The 16,638-nt window shown below is 68.3% G+C and carries 12 protein-coding genes; 3 read left to right on the forward strand and 9 right to left on the reverse strand.

All coding sequences use genetic code 11. From position 1 onward, the window contains the following. Positions 1-4: 4 nt before the first annotated feature. Entirely contained in the window at positions 5-436 is a 432-nt protein-coding gene (locus DM816_RS08525; RefSeq protein WP_211588595.1) for a nuclear transport factor 2 family protein, read from the forward strand. Between the two features lie 116 nt (positions 437-552). On the opposite strand, the gene DM816_RS08530 is transcribed toward DM816_RS08525, so the two are convergent. The 5 genes from DM816_RS08530 to DM816_RS08550 all read right to left on the reverse strand — a co-directional run bounded on the left by DM816_RS08530 (position 553) and on the right by DM816_RS08550 (position 7,871). Then, on the reverse strand, positions 553-1,302 hold the full coding sequence (locus DM816_RS08530; RefSeq protein ID WP_117209602.1) for a S1 family peptidase: 750 nt from the start codon (positions 1,300-1,302) through the stop codon (positions 553-555). Between the two features lie 402 nt (positions 1,303-1,704). Continuing rightward, positions 1,705-2,139 carry a hypothetical protein gene (locus DM816_RS08535; protein WP_162907250.1) on the reverse strand — a complete coding sequence of 145 codons (435 nt, stop codon included), beginning with the start codon at positions 2,137-2,139 and terminating at the stop codon, positions 1,705-1,707. A gap of 139 nt (positions 2,140-2,278) precedes the next feature. Further along, on the reverse strand, positions 2,279-5,149 hold the full coding sequence (locus tag DM816_RS08540; RefSeq protein ID WP_117209604.1) for an AfsR/SARP family transcriptional regulator: 2,871 nt from the start codon (positions 5,147-5,149) through the stop codon (positions 2,279-2,281). A gap of 550 nt (positions 5,150-5,699) precedes the next feature. Beyond that, positions 5,700-6,899 carry an amidohydrolase family protein gene (locus tag DM816_RS08545; protein ID WP_117209605.1) on the reverse strand — a complete coding sequence of 400 codons (1,200 nt, stop codon included), beginning with the start codon at positions 6,897-6,899 and terminating at the stop codon, positions 5,700-5,702. Between the two features lie 363 nt (positions 6,900-7,262). Then, on the reverse strand, positions 7,263-7,871 hold the full coding sequence (locus DM816_RS08550) for a GNAT family N-acetyltransferase (protein ID WP_117209618.1): 609 nt from the start codon (positions 7,869-7,871) through the stop codon (positions 7,263-7,265). Positions 7,872-8,149: 278 nt separating this feature from the next. On the opposite strand from DM816_RS08550, the gene DM816_RS08555 reads away from it, so the two are divergent. Then, the gene (locus tag DM816_RS08555; RefSeq protein ID WP_117209606.1) at positions 8,150-8,635 is read left to right on the forward strand and encodes a hypothetical protein; all 486 of its coding nucleotides are present in this window, start codon (positions 8,150-8,152) and stop codon (positions 8,633-8,635) included. Between the two features lie 259 nt (positions 8,636-8,894). Here DM816_RS08555 and DM816_RS08560 read toward each other — a convergent pair whose 3' ends face one another. Further along, the gene (locus DM816_RS08560; RefSeq protein ID WP_117209607.1) at positions 8,895-9,548 is read right to left on the reverse strand and encodes a response regulator; all 654 of its coding nucleotides are present in this window, start codon (positions 9,546-9,548) and stop codon (positions 8,895-8,897) included. Beyond that, entirely contained in the window at positions 9,545-10,669 is a 1,125-nt protein-coding gene (locus DM816_RS08565) for a sensor histidine kinase (RefSeq protein ID WP_246001718.1), read from the reverse strand. The genes DM816_RS08560 and DM816_RS08565 overlap by 4 nt, the downstream gene beginning before the upstream one ends. Positions 10,670-10,817: 148 nt before the next feature. Here DM816_RS08565 and DM816_RS08570 point away from each other — a divergent pair, with 148 nt between their 5' ends. Then, on the forward strand, positions 10,818-12,701 hold the full coding sequence (locus DM816_RS08570) for a serine hydrolase domain-containing protein (protein WP_162907252.1): 1,884 nt from the start codon (positions 10,818-10,820) through the stop codon (positions 12,699-12,701). Positions 12,702-12,965: 264 nt separating this feature from the next. On the opposite strand, the gene DM816_RS08575 is transcribed toward DM816_RS08570, so the two are convergent. Both DM816_RS08575 and DM816_RS08580 read right to left on the reverse strand, forming a co-directional pair. Next, on the reverse strand, positions 12,966-14,456 hold the full coding sequence (locus DM816_RS08575) for a peptidoglycan-binding protein (RefSeq protein WP_117209610.1): 1,491 nt from the start codon (positions 14,454-14,456) through the stop codon (positions 12,966-12,968). A gap of 32 nt (positions 14,457-14,488) precedes the next feature. Beyond that, positions 14,489-16,638, reverse strand: a 2,150-nt coding sequence (locus DM816_RS08580) for a hypothetical protein (protein WP_211588597.1), incomplete at its 5' end; no start/stop codon positions are given.

The raw sequence follows: 16,638 nt of genomic DNA on the forward strand, positions 1-16,638 counted from the left end.
CCTGATGACAGATTTCGCCACCTCCACCGCACCCGCCGACGTGGTGCGGCGCCAGTACCTGGCGTCCGCGACCGGCAATCTTGAAGCCCTGCGCGCCACCCTGGCTCCCGACGTCGAGTGGACCGAGATGGCCGGCTTCCCACTCGCCGGCACCTACCGGACACCAGCCGGTGTCACCGCCAACGTGATGGAAAAGCTCGCCGCCGAGTGGGACGACTGGACCGCCCACGACGACACCTACATCGCTGACGGAGAAAATGTCGCCGTCCTGGCCCGATACACCGCCACCAACAAAGCCACCGGCAAAGCCATCAGCGTCCGGGTCGCCCACCACTTCGTCGTACGAGGCGGACAGATCGTGCGCTTCGAACAGTTCGTCGACACCGCCAAAGTCCGTGAAGCCATGCCCAGCGGCGGTCTCAGCCCAGAACCTTGAACGGGCCGATGACGGGAGCGGCGAGCTGCTGTCAGCCGATTTGCGTTGGCACGTAGCACTTCAGGGCCTGCTTGGCTCCCGATGCGCTCGGGGGCTGGCGCATCGGGAGCGTCTCATCAGGCCGGGAGGCCGCCGACCTGCGAATTGATCCAGGAACGGATCGAGGGAAGGTCACCGTAGATGGACGGGCTGGTGCCACAGACCGAGCTTCCGCGGCTCGTGGCGCCGATCAGCCACCAGCGGGTGCTACCCGAGAACTTGCGCACCTGTGGGCCGCCGGAGTCGCCGTAGCAGGCGCCGGAGTTGCCGCCGGGGTTGTTGGTGCAGATCTCGTATGGGCCGTTGATGCCCCCGCACCTGCTGTCGGAGAGGATCGACGTGTCCAACTGGTAGGCCCTGGTGGGCGCACCGCCGCAGCCACGGGTTGGGCACGTTTGGCCCCAGCCGATGATGCGGGTGGGTGTGCCGGCGGCACCGGATGTGGTGGGGATGGGCGCCGGTGCGTAGCTCACCGACGAGCGCAGCTGCAGCAGCTTCACGTCGATGAAGGGGTGGTTGACGCCGCGCAGGACGCCGACGACCGTGCCACCGCTGTCGCGGTAGACACTGCCGACGCGCACCGACGTCGGAGTCGGGCAGTGCTTAGCGGTGACGACCCAGTTGGCCTTGATCAGCGTGCCGGTACAACCGGCAACATAGACCAGCCACGGGTAGTTTTCCGTCACGGGTTGGCCGCCTACGACCATTGGGGTGACGCCGTCATCACCCGAGTAGTAGGAGGCGTTAGCTGGGGCCGGGACGGCAAGCAGCGCGGCGGTCAGGGCGGCAGCCGCTAGCGCGCCGGCTATTGAGCGGGGTGTTTTCATGCCGCATACGGTGCCGTATGCGCATATAAATTTTCAATTTCCTAACTGAAGTTTGAACAATTGACGAAACCCCGGTCAGCCTGCTGCTCCGACGTCCACATTGCCCGCAGCGTCGTACCGGATCCGCAAGCCGCCCTCATCGTGCACGCCGGGCGAGTCGAAAGTCATGTACGCAGATGTTGGGGAACCTTGTGCCCGTCAAGGCTATGCGAGTCCGGCGGGTGTGCTCGGCAACGAGGTGCTGATGAACGACCCGGAGGGCAACGAGTTCTGCGTCGCATGAGGCGGTGCGGGACACGCCACCGGGTCGGCCGGGATCGTACGCACAACCGCCGGCGGTCCATCGGTGCCGGGCGTGGGCACCGGTTGGCCGGTGCCCACGCTTGCTCGGTCACTTGTGGCTCAGCAGCATCGGGTGGCAGGGCCGAGGGCATTGTAGACTATCGATCCATTGACAACGATCTGCACGCGGGTCCTGAAATCCAGATTAGTCCGACCCTCGATCTTGACGGGCGATCCCCAGTAGTGCCCTATCGCGCAGCCGTCTTCGACCCAGCCTGTGTACCCCTGCAACACACCGTCTCGAAAGACATCCACCCTGACTTTCGACGTGCAGGTGCCGGAGTATGGCGCCGGCGCGTTGATGTAGAAGTCAGGGTACATGAATCTGCCATCGTCTCCGCTGCAGACGCCGATGTGCCAGTTTCTCTGTGTAATGTCGGAGCATCCACCGCCACTTGCGTGCGCTGGGTTTGCCACCACCACCATCGCCACCACCGAGGCGATGACGGCGGCGAGCATGACAGCTGCCGCCGCGATGGGCCTTCGCTGACTCATTCTTCCTCCCAGGTTTCTGAGCCCGGGCCCGGGCTCGGCCGTTACCCTCGTCCTGCCCGGTTTGGCGGTGGTATTGATCCGGTATGGGCGCAGGTCAACGGTGCCGGCCTGACGCGCGTGCTGGTCCGCTTGCGGCAGCTCAGGGTTGCAGGGCGTCGAACTCTTCGACAACGAGGCGTCGATGCAAGCCGGACAGCTTCGGCTCGGTGAGGAGGCTGCGCAGGATGGTCCCCGCGGCGCTGGTGTCGCCGCGCAGCCGTAGCAGGCGGGCGCGGCGGCGTGCGGTCGCGTGTTCGACCGGCCGGGAGTAGGTGTCGGTCACGTGATCGTCGGCAACATCGAGAAGCCGCTCAGCCTCGCCGAGCCTGCCCTGATCCAGCATCACCTCGGCGAGCACGCCGGCGCATGTCGACTCGAACTGCAGCCCGATGGTGCGCAGCATGGTGCGGGCGCGCGAGACAAGCTCGGCCGCCTCGTCGAGGCGGCCGAGCTTGCGCATGAGCAGGCCACGGTTGTACCAGGCGTGAGCCTGGTACATCGGGACGCCAAGCTGAGTGCTCAGCGCCATGGCTTGCCCGAAGTGGTGCTCTGCCTCCTCATACCGTCCCATGTGGACGTACAGGTGCGTGAGCTCGTTGTGCAGGTTGCACATGCCGCCTTGGTCGCCCAGTGAGCACGTGATGGCGTATGCCTGCTCCAGGTGTCGCAAGGCGTCGTGCGGCTCGTCCAGCCAGAAACTTGCGTGATAGGCGGCGGTATGCGCTGCCGCGTCGCCGCGCGGCCACCCCGTTTCCCTTGCCGCCTGCGCTGCGGCCCGCGCGTGCTGCCGCATGGCGTTCAGGTCGCCGAGGTTGCCGGTGGCGCTCGCCCGCGCCAGGTGGGCGGCTGCCAGGCCGCCGGAGTCCGCTGCCTGGCTTGCGGCCTCCAGGGCAAGCCCGGACAGCCACTGATACTCGTCGACAAGACCGCGGATGGTGTAGTAGCCACGCAACGCGTCGACGAGCCGCCAGCACAGATCGGTGTGAGGCCCGCCCGCCGCCCAGGAGGCCATGGCGACCAGGTTTTCCCGTTCGGCGTCGAACCAGTCGCACGCGGCCTTCCAGGTTGTGAAGGGATCGTCCACATCGGACTGATCGGCGGGAAGTGGGAGCCGGGCAGTTGCCGGGTTGATCCGCGCGGCGGCGCGGTGGCCAACTCCCAGATACCAGCGGGCCAGGCGGACCGCCGCGGCGTCGCCGCGCGACCCGAATGCCGGTGAGACGCCGACGGCGAATTCGCGCAGGAGATCGTGCTGGCGGTATCGCTGCGGACCTGAGCGTTCGACCATGCTCGCCGAAGCCAGCCTCCTCAGCGCCGATCGGGCTTCGAGCTCGGCAGTCGAGGAGAGGGCTGCCGCGGCTGCTGTCGTGAAGTCCCGGCACGGGGCGTGCGCCATGAGGCAGAACAGCTCCTGCTCGGGCTCGGGCAGCATCCGATATGAGTGGTCGAACACCGCAGCGATCGAGCTCCGCGGGTCGTCATCGGTCTGCAATGCGCGCAAAGGCTGGTTGTCGAGATCCTTGACCAGCTCCGAAACGAGAAGGGCCGGACGGTCGCCCAATTGCGCCGCGCAGATCCGCAACGCCAACGGAAGATGGCCGCACGCGCGGACCAGCCGAGCGGTCGCCTCAGGCTCGGCGGCGCACCGATCCGCGCCGATCATGGCCACGAGGGCGGCCCGCGACTCCTCCGGGCTGAGCACGTCGAGATCGATGCGGCTGGCGCCTTCCCGTGCCACCAGGCCGCCGAGCCGATAGCGGCTCGTGATGACGGTCAGGCAGCCGGGACCGCCGGGCAGCAACGGGCGCACCTGCTCCGGTCCTGCCGCATCGTCGAGAATCATCAGCATCCGCTTGCCGGCAACCGTGCTGCGAAACAGCGCCGCGGCCGCCTCGACCTCCGACGGGATGTCCAGCGCCCACACGCCCAGCGCTCGCAATATCAGCGCCAATGCCCGTTGGGGGGCAAGCGGTTCGACGGCGTGGCCGCGCAGATCGACATGCAATTGACCATCGGGAAACAGGTTCAGAGCACGGTGGGCCCACTCCAGGGCCAGGGCGGTCTTGCCGACGCCGCCCATGCCGACGATGGTCACCACACCGGCGTCTGCTGCCGCAAATTCGTCCAGCTTGGACAGTGCCTCATGTCTACCGACAAAAGCCCGCGGCCGGGCCGGCAGCTGCGCCGGAACTGGCGCAGACGCCACCGATGACACCTGCGGCAATGCGGCCGGCGCCGGATCGTCGCCACGCAGGATGTCCAAGTGAATGCGCTGCAGCGGCTCGGCCGGCTCGACACCGAGCTGATCGCGCAGGATCCGGTAGCCATCCTGATAGACCGCAAGTGCCTCGGCACTTCTTCCACACCGGAAGAGAGCGATCATCAACTGGCCGCGGAACCGTTCCCGCAACGGGTGCTCGTGGACCATGCCTGACAGCTCGGCGACAACCCGCTGATGCTCACCCAGCGCCAGGTCGGCCCCGATCCGCTCCTCCACGGCCTGCAGGCGTGCCTCGTTGAGCCGCGTGGTGCTCTCGCGCAGCGCGTCCACCGATGCCAGATCCGAGTAGGCGGGCCCGCGCCAAAGACCCAGCGCCTCAGCCAGATACGACCGCCCGCCGCGGACGTTCCCCGTCTCGATCGACCGGCGCGCCAGCTCCACCAACGCCTCGAACTCCGCCGCGTCGAACTCGCCGTCGCCGACCATCAGCCGATATCCGTGCGGCTGGCGGGTGATCCTGCCCGGCTCGCCCAACGCCTTGCGCAGCTGGTACACATACACCTGGATGTTCTTGGCCGCAGTCCGGGGTGGACCATCGGCCCAGACCGCGTCGATGAGCGTCTCCATTGAGACCGCACGATTCGGCTCGGTCAAGAGTTTCGAGAGAACGAGGCGATCCCGGCGCGCGCCGATCACGATCTCACCCGTGATGCCGAGCACCCGCAAAGGACCGAGAACCTCGAATCGCATGGCATTGATCTTAGTGCTGCTGGGCGATGCACCTCACCCATACGAAGTTGACGCTGAATTGACGGCTTGCTTTTCTGTCGAGGCCGGCTCGCCGCTGGCGAGGCTGTGCCTGGTGCCCTTGTATCGAAGGAGCCGCTGGTGGCTCGGCGAACTGTCCTGGGCGCAGCTTGCCCGCCAGCCGGGCGTGCATGTGCACGGCAACCCTGCGCCTCATACGCCAGATGCCCGGCTGGTTCCCGCGCTACGTGTTCACCCCGCAGGCACTGCGCTGAGTCGCAACCCGTCTTCCGGCGGGCCCGACTCACCGCCTGGAACGCGAACGTCCACATATTCGTCAGCCGTCCGTTGTCCGTGCGCGTTGCCGCTGGCTCGGAATGAAGTTGTGGTCACACACACGCTGCCGGGTCGCGTGGACCCGGCAGCGAGGACGGTGGCCGGCCGTGGAGACAGATGTCCGCGCTGCGGGCAGTGCCGATTCCGGCTCGGCCAGCCGCCGTTATCGGAACAGGGTTTTGGCTTATCGGGCTCGGGTTGCCGGGCTGTGTGCCGTTCAGCGCAGCACCCGCTGCGCCAACGCACGGCTCGCGCGGCGCAGGGCGGCCAGGTCGAGGTCGACCAGCCGGCCGTCGCGCTTGACGATGCGGCCTTCGACGATGACGGTGTGCACGTCGGCCCGGCTCCCGTTGGCTACGGCGGCTGCGGCGCTGGGGGCGGGCAAGCCGTCCAGCAGGATCAGGTCGGCGCGCTTGCCGACCTCGACCGTGCCGATGATGTGGTCGAGGCCGATCGCCCTGGCGCTGTCCACGGTTGCGGCGGGCAGTATCGCTCCCGCCGGGAGCATGGTGGCGGTGCGCAGTCGCTCGGTGCGCAGGGTGTCGCGCATCGGCTCGAAGAGGTCGACGGGCGCGTTGACCACGACGTCGGTGCCCAAACCGGCGCGGGCGCCCGCGTCCCACAGCCGCCCGTATGCCGATGCGCCGTGTCCCATGGTGCCCTCGACGACCGGTGTGACGGTGACTCCAGCACCGGTCTCGGCGAGCATCTTCGCGTCGTCGGCGGTCATCCCGTTCAGGTGCACGAGGTTGACGTGCGGACCGAGCAGGCCCACGTCGTAGAGCGCCCGGACCGCAGGGCCTCCGGCATGCATGGTCACCGTGACGCCCATGTCACGTGCGAGACGGACGGAGCGCACGGTGTCGTCGTGGTCGCCATATTCCATGCCGGCGATGGCGAATCCGGCGGTGACCGTGGCGGGACCGCGCTGCACGCGCCGCGCGTATGCCTCGTGGTCGGGGTGGACGAGGCCCACGACGGCGCGGATGCCGGCGGCGGCGAACGCGTCACGCACCGCGTCGGTGTGTGCCTCGGTGGTGGTCGTGTTGCTCCAGTCGAAGACGGTGGTGATGCCCGCGTCGAGCGCTTCGGCGGCGCCGAGGAGCGTGGCCAGGCCCGCGTCCTGTGGCGTGTAGCCGGTCAGTATCGGCCCGAGCACGGTGGCCAGGTAGTCGGGAAGGGTCATGTCGGCGCCGACACCTCGCAGCGGCGCCTGCCAGACGTGACGGTGGCTGTCGACGAGCCCCGGCATGACGATCATGCCGGCGGCGTCGATGACCGTGGCGCCGGGCGCACCGTTCACACCGGGCGCGACCGAGGTGATCACGCCGTCGTCGATCAGCACATCGGTCTCCGGCAGCTCCGTGCCGCCGTCGCCCGCCGCCACGTGGCCGCCCTTGATCAGGATTTGCGTCATCGATACCTCCAATAAAAGCTTTTTGAAAAGCTATTGGAAAAGGTTTTTGTGCGCAAGAAGATTTCCTCGCCTTGTGAGCAGAGACACCACGAACATGATCGCCGAGGCGTGGGCCGGGAAGAGCCAGGCGTCGTCGGCGACGAACTCAGGTGGCCAAACGCGCCGGGCAGCGCGCGGCACCGCTGAACGAGCGGGTCAAGACCGATTTGGAGCCGGCTCGGGTCGGCCAAGGCGAATAGGTGATCCTCGCCGTCCCTTCACGTGGCCGCGGGCGGGCCTACCGGCTGCACCCGTCCGACCTAACCCAGCGGCTCCTGCTCTCTCGGCGACACCGCCAAACCCGGGGTGCTACAGCCCAACCCGTCACCACGCCGCCGCCACGGTATCGGCGCTGCCCTCCTTGGGCACCCACTCCGCCCCGGACGACGGCCGCCACTCCCGCCTGATCAGCCCGTAGACCCACGAGTCGGAGACCTCGCCGTTCACGACGCAGTCTTCCCGCAACGTCCCTTCACGAACGAACCCGAGCTTCTCCAGCACGCGGGCAGACGCGACGTTGCGTGTATCGGTCTCAGCCTGGACGCGATTGAGGTCCAGAGTGTCGAATGCCCACTGCAGCAATACGCGCGCGGCCTCCGTCGCGTAGCCGTGGCCCCAGGCCGCCTCGTTGAAGCAGTAGCCCAGCGATGCACTGCGGTAGTCCGGATTCCACCGGTTCAGGCTGCACCAGCCGATAAAGGCCCCGTCGGAGGCACGATCCACGGCCAGCCGCGCCCCGGTGCCCCCGTCTGCCATCTGCCGGCAAGCCGCGATGAACTGCTCGGCGCGCCTGCGTTCGCTCCACGGCGGCGCGTCCCAGTAGCGCAACACGTGAGCGCTGCTGTGCATCGCGAAGAGGTCGTTCGCATCCGCGTCGTCGAAGGGGCGCAGGCGAAGGCGGGCCGTGTCCAGCGTGGGCGTGGGCAGCGACATGCGCGTCATACTCCCTCCGATGCCGGCCACCGGCAACGGATTATCTCTGGACACGCGGGCGTGTGCAGAGCGCACGATGGCCGAGAGTGCCCGCAGCGCTGTCAGTGCGGCGGTAATCGCGTTTGGCCTCTTTTGCGGCTGCGCTCGGCCGGTCGGCCTATTGGTCCAGACAGCCCTGCGGGATACAAATTCCAGGCTGATATCCATCTCCGGCGCCGCCGGGACCCCATCCACACTTGGCGAGGACACGTATGCGCAGAATCCTGACGATAGCGGCCATGGCCGCGACGCTCCTGATGGCCGGCCCGGCCGTGGCCGGTTACGCTGCCACCGGCGATGGCATCGCGCGCGGCAACTATCTGGTCGGCACGGGCACGCTCGGCCAGTTCGGCACCCCAACGGCGTACCTGGGCGCATATGAGACCAACAGTGGCCCGTTGGGAGGGTTCACGATCACCTACCCCGACGGCACCTACGCCGCCGGCCGGGTCACCTGCCTCACCGTCACCGGCAATATCGCGTTTCTCACCGGCAAGATCGCACTGTCCGGCGGCCCGCGCAAGGAGACCAACAGGTGGCTGAAGGACTACAGCGTCGTGATCGGCGTCGAGGACAACGGAAACGGTGGCGCCGCTGAAGCGCCGGACCGGCTCAACTTCTCCCTCGGCTCACCCACCGACCGTGGCTGCGGCTGGAATATCGCCGCCCAGCCCGTCTTCATCATCGTGAAGGGCAACTACCGGATGGCTGACGCGAGCGCCTGACGCCGTGGGCGTACCTGGAACTCGTATGCATGCCTCGGTTCCAGGTACGTCGCGAGGAATGAACAGCACCACCCGACGGCACCGACATCCGGCTCCCCGTTCGCTGTACCGGCGAACCGCTACTCGATCCAGTACACGTTCGGCGTCGCACTCGCGTTCCACTGCAGCCGGATCTCCGGATGGCGGGGTGGCGAGCCGGTCGACACCCTGGGATCGCGGCAGCGATCAGCACAGGCCGATTCACCGCAACGCGTGCTGCCTATTCGACGAGTCCGGCGCGGAACGCCGCGATCGCCAGCTGCACCCGGTTGGTCGCGGTCAGCTTCTCGAAGAGGTGCGTGATGTGGCTCTTTACGGTGGCTTCGCTCATGTGAAGGCGCTTGGCGATCTCGGCGTTGGCGTGGCCGAGTCCGATCTCGACGATCACCTCTCGCTCCCGCTCGGTGAGCCCGCTGAGACGTTGGAGCGCCTCGCGCTGGTGCGGTGTGCGGTCCTGTGCGGTGAACCGGTTGATGACCCGGCGGGTGACCGCGGGCGACAGCATCGCCTCGCCGACGGCAGCAATATGTATGGCGCGCAATAGGTCTGGCGGTGGCGTGTCCTTGAGGAGAAATCCTGCCGCGCCCGCGTCCAGCGCCTGGAAGAGATCGTCGTCGGTGTCGAACGTCGTGAGCACTATCACCGCCGGCGGGTCCGGCAACGCCCGGATCTCCGCCAACGCGGCTATCCCGTCGAGGCGGGGCATGCGGATGTCCATCAGGACAACGTCTGGCCGGTAGCGCTTCGCCGCCACAACGGCCGCGTGGCCGTCTTCGGCCTCACCTACCACGGTCAGGTCGTCGGCGGTTTCGAGGATCAGGCGCAGACCCGCGCGGACAAGCGCCTCATCGTCGGCGAGCAGCACCGAGATCACGGGGCCTCGCCCGTCAACGGCACCACCGCGCACAGCTCCCATCCGGCACCGTCTTCGGCGTCGAGCGGCCCGCTGCGCAGGCTTCCACCGGCCAGCCGGATCCGCTCGGCCAGACCGACCAGGCCCGAGCCCGAACCGGGGAGGTCCATCGGCGCCGCGGCGCCGCTCCCATTGCGCACCTTCACCATCACGTTCCCGTCGTCATTGCTCACCACCACGGTAATCGGTGCGTCGGGAGCGTGTTTGTGCGCGTTGGTGAGCCCTTCCTGGACGATGCGGTAGACCGTCCGCGCGGTCGCGGGCGGCAGCGTGCCGGTCTGATGGTGAAGCTTGACCCGCTGACCGGCCCGAATCGACGCCTGCACCAGCGTCGCGAGGTCACTGGGCTGCTGCCTTGCCGACTCCGGCCCGGCGTGCAACAGCCCGAGCACGTGACGCATCTCCTGCAACGCCTCGCGCGCCGTCGCCCGGATCAGCGCGGTGCCCTCCTGTAGCCGCGGGCTGCCACCGGCGTGTAGTTCCAGCGCACCGGCGTAAAGCGCGATGAGCGAAACCTTGTGGGCAAGCACGTCGTGCAGTTCCCTGGCGATCCGGTCCCGCTCGGCGGCTCGGGCCTGCTCGTCGCGAAGCCTGCGTTCGGTCTCGATCCGTTGTGCCCGGTCATGCATGGACGAAAGCAGTTCGCCCCGCGCTGCCACATACCGGCCGATCATCACCACGAACCCCGTGGCCAGCAACGCGGAGAGTGCGTCGTCAAGCCGCGGCCGGCCACCGTCGATCCACGACTGGGCGAAGAAACCCGCCCACCCGGCGACGCCGCTTATCCAGCCCCAAACCGGGCGCCGCGGCGGGTGGGCCGCGCTCGCGTAAAGGCCGATCATCCACGGGCCGGGATTGCCCGACAACGCGTAGGAGGCCGTACCCGCCACCGCCGCCACCACGGGCCGTCGACGCCGGGGCCACTGCGCCACACTGCCGAGGACCCCGGCCACGGCAACGACCGTCAGCGGGAGTGTCGACCACGGCGTCTTCACCGCGAGCGCGGTAAGGAACAGGCACGCGGCAACGAGCGCCGCGTCGACCATGCGGGGGTTGCCGGACAGGGCCCGCAGGCGCGTCATGTCCACAGCGAACAGCCTAGGCATGCCACGGCCGCGAGGAGATCCGACTTTAGTCGAGTGCTCGGCCGGTCACGTCCGACTATTGTCGAGCGCAAGCGTCGACCGCGCGGTGATGTGCCGACCGGCCCACCGCACGCAGGCTGAGCGCATGCGAGCAAACAACTTCGGAGCCGTCCTCGGCGTCCTGATCGGATGCGTGACCGTTGTCGCGGCCGCTCCGGCTCACGCGGCACCACTGCCGGAATGCGCTGTTGTCGGCACACCCGGGTTGGCCGAGTTCCTCGACGACGCCGTGCCGCGGCTGTTGCGCCAGGATCGGATACCCGGAGCGGTGGTGTCCGTCGTCTCCGCGGGGTCGACCGCATTCGCCAAGGGCTATGGGATGGCCAACGTCGAGGACGCAGTCGCCTTCGACGCGTCGCGTTCGCTGGTGCGGATCGCGTCCATCACCAAGCTTTTCACCTGGACCGCGGTCATGCAGCAGGTGGAGGCGGGCCGGCTCGACCTGGACACGGATGTGAACAAATACCTGAAGGGCTTCCAGATCCCGGCCATCTACCCGCAGCCGGTGACGCTGCAGCATTTGATGGACCACACCGCCGGCTTCGAGGACTATTCCATCAACGTGGCCGCCCGCAGCGCCGCCGCCATCCCCCCGCTCGGCAGGTATCTTGCCGAGCACATGCCCGCACGCATCCGGCCACCCGGCGAGATCTCCGCCTACTCCAACTACGGTGCCGCGCTTGCCGGCCACATCGTCGCCGAGGTGAGCGGCGAGCCATACGACGCCTATGTGCAGCGCCATCTGCTCGACCCGCTGGGGATGAGCCGCAGCACCGCCGCGCAGCCTGTGCCCAGCACGCTCGTGGCCGACCTGGCGCGCAGCTACAACACCGACTCAGACCCGCCACAGCCGATTCCGTTCACGTTCGACAACCTGCCGCCGGACGGCTCGATCAGCGCCACCGCAGTCGACATGGCCCGGTTCATGAACGCCCACCTGCATCCGGGTAGCGTGCTGAGCCCGGCCACGGCGGCACGCATGCACCAGCGGTCCTTCGCCGCCGACCCGCGGCTGGACGGTTACGCCCACGGTTTCAAGGAGCGCACCATCAACGGCCACCGCGTCCTGACCCACGATGGCGGCTGGGAGGGCTTCCGCAGCATGCTGATGCTGGCACCCGGCTGCGATCTCGGCATATTTCTTTCTTTGAACGGTACCGGTGTCGGCGCCGGAGCCGCCCAGTTCATCGACGCGTTCTTCGACCACTTCTCCCCGGCCGCAGACGCCCCCGCGCGCACGGCGGAGGCGGCCGCCGCGCCGCTGCCGGTGGCCGCGCCACGAGCCGGTTTCTACCAACCGACCCGGCACAACGAGTCGACAGTGGAGAAGGTGGCGTCAGTGCTCGGACCCTCCCGGCTGACGGTTGACGGCGACGGTACCGTCCGCTTCAAAGGGAAACAATGGACCACACAAGGGGATGGCCTTTACCGCGCCACCGACGGCAGCGACCGGCTGGTGTTTCTCGCCGGCTCGCGGGGACGGCTCTATGCCGCCACCGACGGCCCGGCATACGAGATGATGACCCGCAGCGAGGAGCTACCGTTCAACCTGCTGATCCTGCTGGCGTATGCGATCCCGGCGCTCGCCGCACTGGCGATGCCGGTCGCCTGGGCGGTCCGCCGGATCAGGCGCCGGCCAAGCGGGCTCACCGCCACCTGGCGAGCAGCGCGCATCCTTGCGGCGAGCGCGGCCGGTATTGGCGCGATCTTCCTGCTGAACCTGCTGGCGACACTGGTCGGCAACACCGACGAGTTCCTCTACAACGTGCCGTTGAGCTTCCGGCTCCTGCTCTGCCTGCCCCTTCTGGCGCTGGGCACGGGCGCCGCGTCAATCGCGTTGACCGTCAAGGGATGGCGCGGCTCGGCCGCCGGCGTCGTCTCCCGGATCCACCAAATCGGGCTGCTCGCCGGCCTGCTGGCGCTGACGTGGTTCCTTTGGCAGTGGAACCTGATCGGCTGGCAATTCTAAAGCCGCAGCGGGAAACGCTGCCAGCGCGCAGTGTCCGTTCAGCCACTCTATCCAGACGTGACCAACGCTTGTGCCGCTGGGTGAAGCGCAAAGGCGATCTGGTCTCCGCTGTCCGGCTAGGAGCGTGTGTGAGACGCGGCGGATCATGCGATGATCCGCCGCGTCGAGGCCCGGCCGACGACCGCAGCCGGATCCTGCACAGGACGTCTTGTCCGTCCGCGGTTTCGTTATCCTGCCTCCACGCCACCGCCCTCGCCGTGGGCGTCAGAGCCAGGCGGGCTGTTGCTCAAGCGCCGCCCAGGTGTCCTTGCCGACGATGCCGTCGGCTTTCAGACCATTGGCCCGCTGGAAGCCGCGCACCGCCGACATCGTCTGCAGACCGAAGTTTCCGTCCACACGCAGCGATGAGTATCCATGTTCGATCAGCCGGCGTTGCAGATGCTCTACATCGGACCCTTGCGCGCCCTGCTTGAGGGTGGGCCGGCGGCCCGTCGCCGTGCCCGAGGTGGCACCGGAACCGGAATCTGGTTCGGCATCAAGCAGCTGCCACGTCTTCTTGCCGACCATGCCGTCGACCCTGAGCCCGTGGTCCGACTGGAACTTGCGGACCATGGTTTCCGTTCGGCGGCCGAAGTCGCCATCGTCGTCCACGAAGTATCCGTGCGCCTGCAGGCGTTGCTGCAGATGCCGCACTGCCTGGCCCTTCGCCCCGCGCCTGAGGTCGGGGCGAGCGGTGCCCGGCCCGCCTGCCCCACCGGGCCGGTGCGGCGACTCGATGGCGAACGGCCGCTGCTGCTCGAATTCGGCGCTCAGGGTCCCGGTCACGTACAAGTTCGGTGACTGGTCGGGTGGCATCCGGTCCAGGATGTCCCGGTGGAAGCTGCGGTAGTCACCGGTGAACGTGCCGTCGTCCCAGACCGCCTTCAGCTCCTGCGTGAACCGCCCGTTCTGATCCCCGTCGGCGGACAGCTGGTTGTCCTGGCAGCCCGAGATGAGCAGCACGCTGGCCGGAACGTCGGCCGGCGACTTGACGCCGGACAGGTACTGAACGGTGTCATAGAGACTGCGCATGGCCGCCACATTCCTGTTCTGAACGCGGATCGGCAGGTTGCGGGTGCGCAGGAGAGATGCCTTGACGCCTTCCTTGGTGGGTACGCCCTCGGGCGCCCGCGCCACGACACTCGGCTTCATTTCGCCCGACTCCTCTGCTCCTCGCGCACCGGCAGCCGTTGCCGCGGAGGGCATCTCGGGCAGGACCCGGGGCACGTCGGCCTTCAGCGCGGCGGCCCGCATCTTGTTGGCCGCGAGGACCTTCGCGACGGTGCCGCTGTGGCAGCTGTCCGAGAGCATGATGATGCGGACGCCGGGCGCGAACTGTGCCCACATCCCATACAGCTCGTCGTCGACGAGCTGCCGGTCGTAGAGCACCAGGGTCTCGTCCTTGGCGTCCGCCTCGTCGCCGTCCACGTCGGGTACCTGCCCACCGTGGCCGGAGAAGGTCAGCAGGAAGATGTCGCCGTCGGCGAGTGCGGCTGCGGCCCCGCTGAGCTCGGCGAGCACCCGGGCCGAGGTCGCCTCCTCGTTGAGCAGGATCGACGTCTGGTAGCCGAGGTCTTCCGCCATGGCGCGCATGTCGTTGGCGTCGTTGACGCATCCGAACAGTTCGCCTTCCATGCCCGGGCCGCCCCAGTCGCCGCCCCAGGGCACGGGGTCTACAAAGTTTAGTCCAATATGGAGCGAAAAACCTGTGGCCATCGCAGTCTCCTTCCACCCGTGAGGTTTCCCCATTAGCTGATCTGTTCCCAGGTCAGGCTGACGACGTGGCCCTGTGTGCTCAGCTGCCACGTGCGAAGTTCTCCCGTGCCCGCCGACGGTCCGCCGGTGCGCGTCACCCGGTATTCGAGCACCGGGTCGGCGGCGAGCGCGGTCAACGCCAGCACGAACCGCATCGGCTGCGCGGTGCCGTCGCCAGTGAACACCGCACTCTGCGGTCCGCCGAGGCCGCGGATACCGGCGGTCACCTCGATCGAGTCCAGCTGCCGCGCGGCCAGGTCCACGAGATTGACGAATATGACCTCTACGGAGATGTCCTCCACGTAGGCGCGGATCTCCGCCAGCGAGGCGGGGGTCGGGCGCACCGAGGACACCGGTATGACCTGCGTGGCACCCTGGGCAAGCGCCACGCTGTGCTGCGCGTGCGGGGCGAGGGTGACCTCCACCGGCACCGTGTCCACTGCCCCGCCGGCGCCCACCACGATCATGTCGCTCACCGCGACCTCGGTGTCGATTTCGTTGCGCAGCAAGGCCTGCGAGCCGTCCAGCGCCGCCGAGACCGGGCCCGTCGACCACGGCCCCACAATCTTGCTCAGCTGCAGGTCCAGCGTGAGGTCGAGCACCGTGCCGTCGGCGAGGGTCAGGCCGGCCGACCCGTGGATTCCGCTGTGTGCCAGGATCGCTTGCAGCGCGAGGATACCCGCGGCATTGGTCGTCACCGTGACGTGGAAGCCGTCCCACGACCGGACTGCGTTGACCTGCGCCGCCCAGCCGCCGGTCGACTGTGGCAGCGCCCAGTCGAACGTCACCGTCGCGGGCAGCTCGGTCACGTGCTCGATGACCGGCTCCGGATGGTGTTTGGCGCGCAGCTCCTGCTCGATGCGCAGCCTGCGATCGGGCGGCAGGTCGGGTTGCAGGCCGGCAGACAGGACACATTGGATATTCGTGGGCTGGTCGGCGTCGATCGTGCTGTAAAGCGTTATCGCGGGCCGGTACGCGCGCCCGGCCTCACCAGCCTCGTAACGCCCGATCCGGTACGCCGCCGGCACCACGACGAACCGGCCGGGCGAGGTCAGCACGCGCAACACCCGGGTACCGGCCGGTGCCGCGGCGACGTCCACCCGCTCATAGATCCGGCTCGGCGCCTGTCCCAACTGATAGGCCTCCCGGCAGCCCACCGCGCGCGGGCCCGTCTCCGTCTCCTCGACATAGAGGGCGCCGAAGGTGGCGCAGGGCAGGCTCAACTCCAGGTTTTGGGCGCGCCCATGGGTACGCCACCCGTAGCGGCGTTTCTTCAGCGCGGCAACGATTTCGGGCCGGATGATCACCTGTGGGCGGATCACGGAAAGGTTCGGCACCGGCAAAGGCCGATCACGCACCACCGCGGTCGCGACCGGGGCCACATGCAGTGCGGCCGCGCCGTGCACCTTGCCCGGTGAAACCGCCACCCAGCCCCCGAACGTGTAGGCCACCGACACCTGAGCCGGGCGCTCCTGGAAGCCGGGCACCGCCAGCGCGCCATAGGCCACGCGCGCCCACTCGTCGGTCAGCTCGATCGTGGCCACGACACCCCTGTCCGTCGGCTTCACCGAGCCGGCCCGGATGGCCTGTACCTTCGCGGCACCTGACGGATCCCGGTAGGGGACAAGCAGTTCCACGGACAGATGCTCGACCGGTACCGGTGTGGCGCGCGGTGAGCCCATCCGCTCCCACTCCGCCTTGGTGTCGGCGGCCATGGCCCATTCCAGCGTCACCCGCACCCGTCCCTGCAGCGCCGGCCGGCCCTGCGGACCGTGCCCGACCGTGCGGAACGTGAACCGGAACGGGCTCTTGGCCGGGTCGGTCTCCTGGGCTTTCGGCGCGACGAGTGCTGCCGTTGGCGCGTACCAGAAACGGTCCTCATCTTTCCGATCGCGCCACGGCCCGGATTCGCCGGCGACGATCGGCCCCGGCTTCGGCTTGTCGCCGGGCGTCAGGTCGAGCGCGAGGTCGTTGATGTTCCACCGGTTGAGGCGGTGGCGAGCAGGTCCGGCCGGCTCGCGGCGAGCACCGCGTGGGCCGCGGGCAGCGTCGCACCGGCCGGGCGTGCCGCGTTCCACGCGGTCGTGACCCTGCCGTCGGCGAGCACCATCGCGGGCGGCGCCGGCCGCGACTTGCTGTGCAC

Source organism: Allorhizocola rhizosphaerae (assembly GCF_003426775.1).
Taxonomy (GTDB): domain Bacteria; phylum Actinomycetota; class Actinomycetes; order Mycobacteriales; family Micromonosporaceae; genus Allorhizocola; species Allorhizocola rhizosphaerae.

What these genes read in the sequence shown, in the direction of transcription:
- DM816_RS08525 (WP_211588595.1), top strand. Translation starts at nt 5, where the DNA reads ATGACAGATTTCGCCACCTCCACCGCACCCGCCGACGTGGTGCGGCGC.
- DM816_RS08530 (WP_117209602.1), bottom strand. Translation starts at nt 1,302, where the DNA reads ATGAAAACACCCCGCTCAATAGCCGGCGCGCTAGCGGCTGCCGCCCTG.
- DM816_RS08535 (WP_162907250.1), bottom strand. Translation starts at nt 2,139, where the DNA reads ATGAGTCAGCGAAGGCCCATCGCGGCGGCAGCTGTCATGCTCGCCGCC.
- DM816_RS08540 (WP_117209604.1), bottom strand. Translation starts at nt 5,149, where the DNA reads ATGCGATTCGAGGTTCTCGGTCCTTTGCGGGTGCTCGGCATCACGGGT.
- DM816_RS08545 (WP_117209605.1), bottom strand. Translation starts at nt 6,899, where the DNA reads ATGACGCAAATCCTGATCAAGGGCGGCCACGTGGCGGCGGGCGACGGC.
- DM816_RS08550 (WP_117209618.1), bottom strand. Translation starts at nt 7,871, where the DNA reads ATGTCGCTGCCCACGCCCACGCTGGACACGGCCCGCCTTCGCCTGCGC.
- DM816_RS08555 (WP_117209606.1), top strand. Translation starts at nt 8,150, where the DNA reads ATGGCCGCGACGCTCCTGATGGCCGGCCCGGCCGTGGCCGGTTACGCT.
- DM816_RS08565 (WP_246001718.1), bottom strand. Translation starts at nt 10,669, where the DNA reads ATGACGCGCCTGCGGGCCCTGTCCGGCAACCCCCGCATGGTCGACGCG.
- DM816_RS08570 (WP_162907252.1), top strand. Translation starts at nt 10,818, where the DNA reads ATGCGAGCAAACAACTTCGGAGCCGTCCTCGGCGTCCTGATCGGATGC.
- DM816_RS08575 (WP_117209610.1), bottom strand. Translation starts at nt 14,456, where the DNA reads ATGGCCACAGGTTTTTCGCTCCATATTGGACTAAACTTTGTAGACCCC.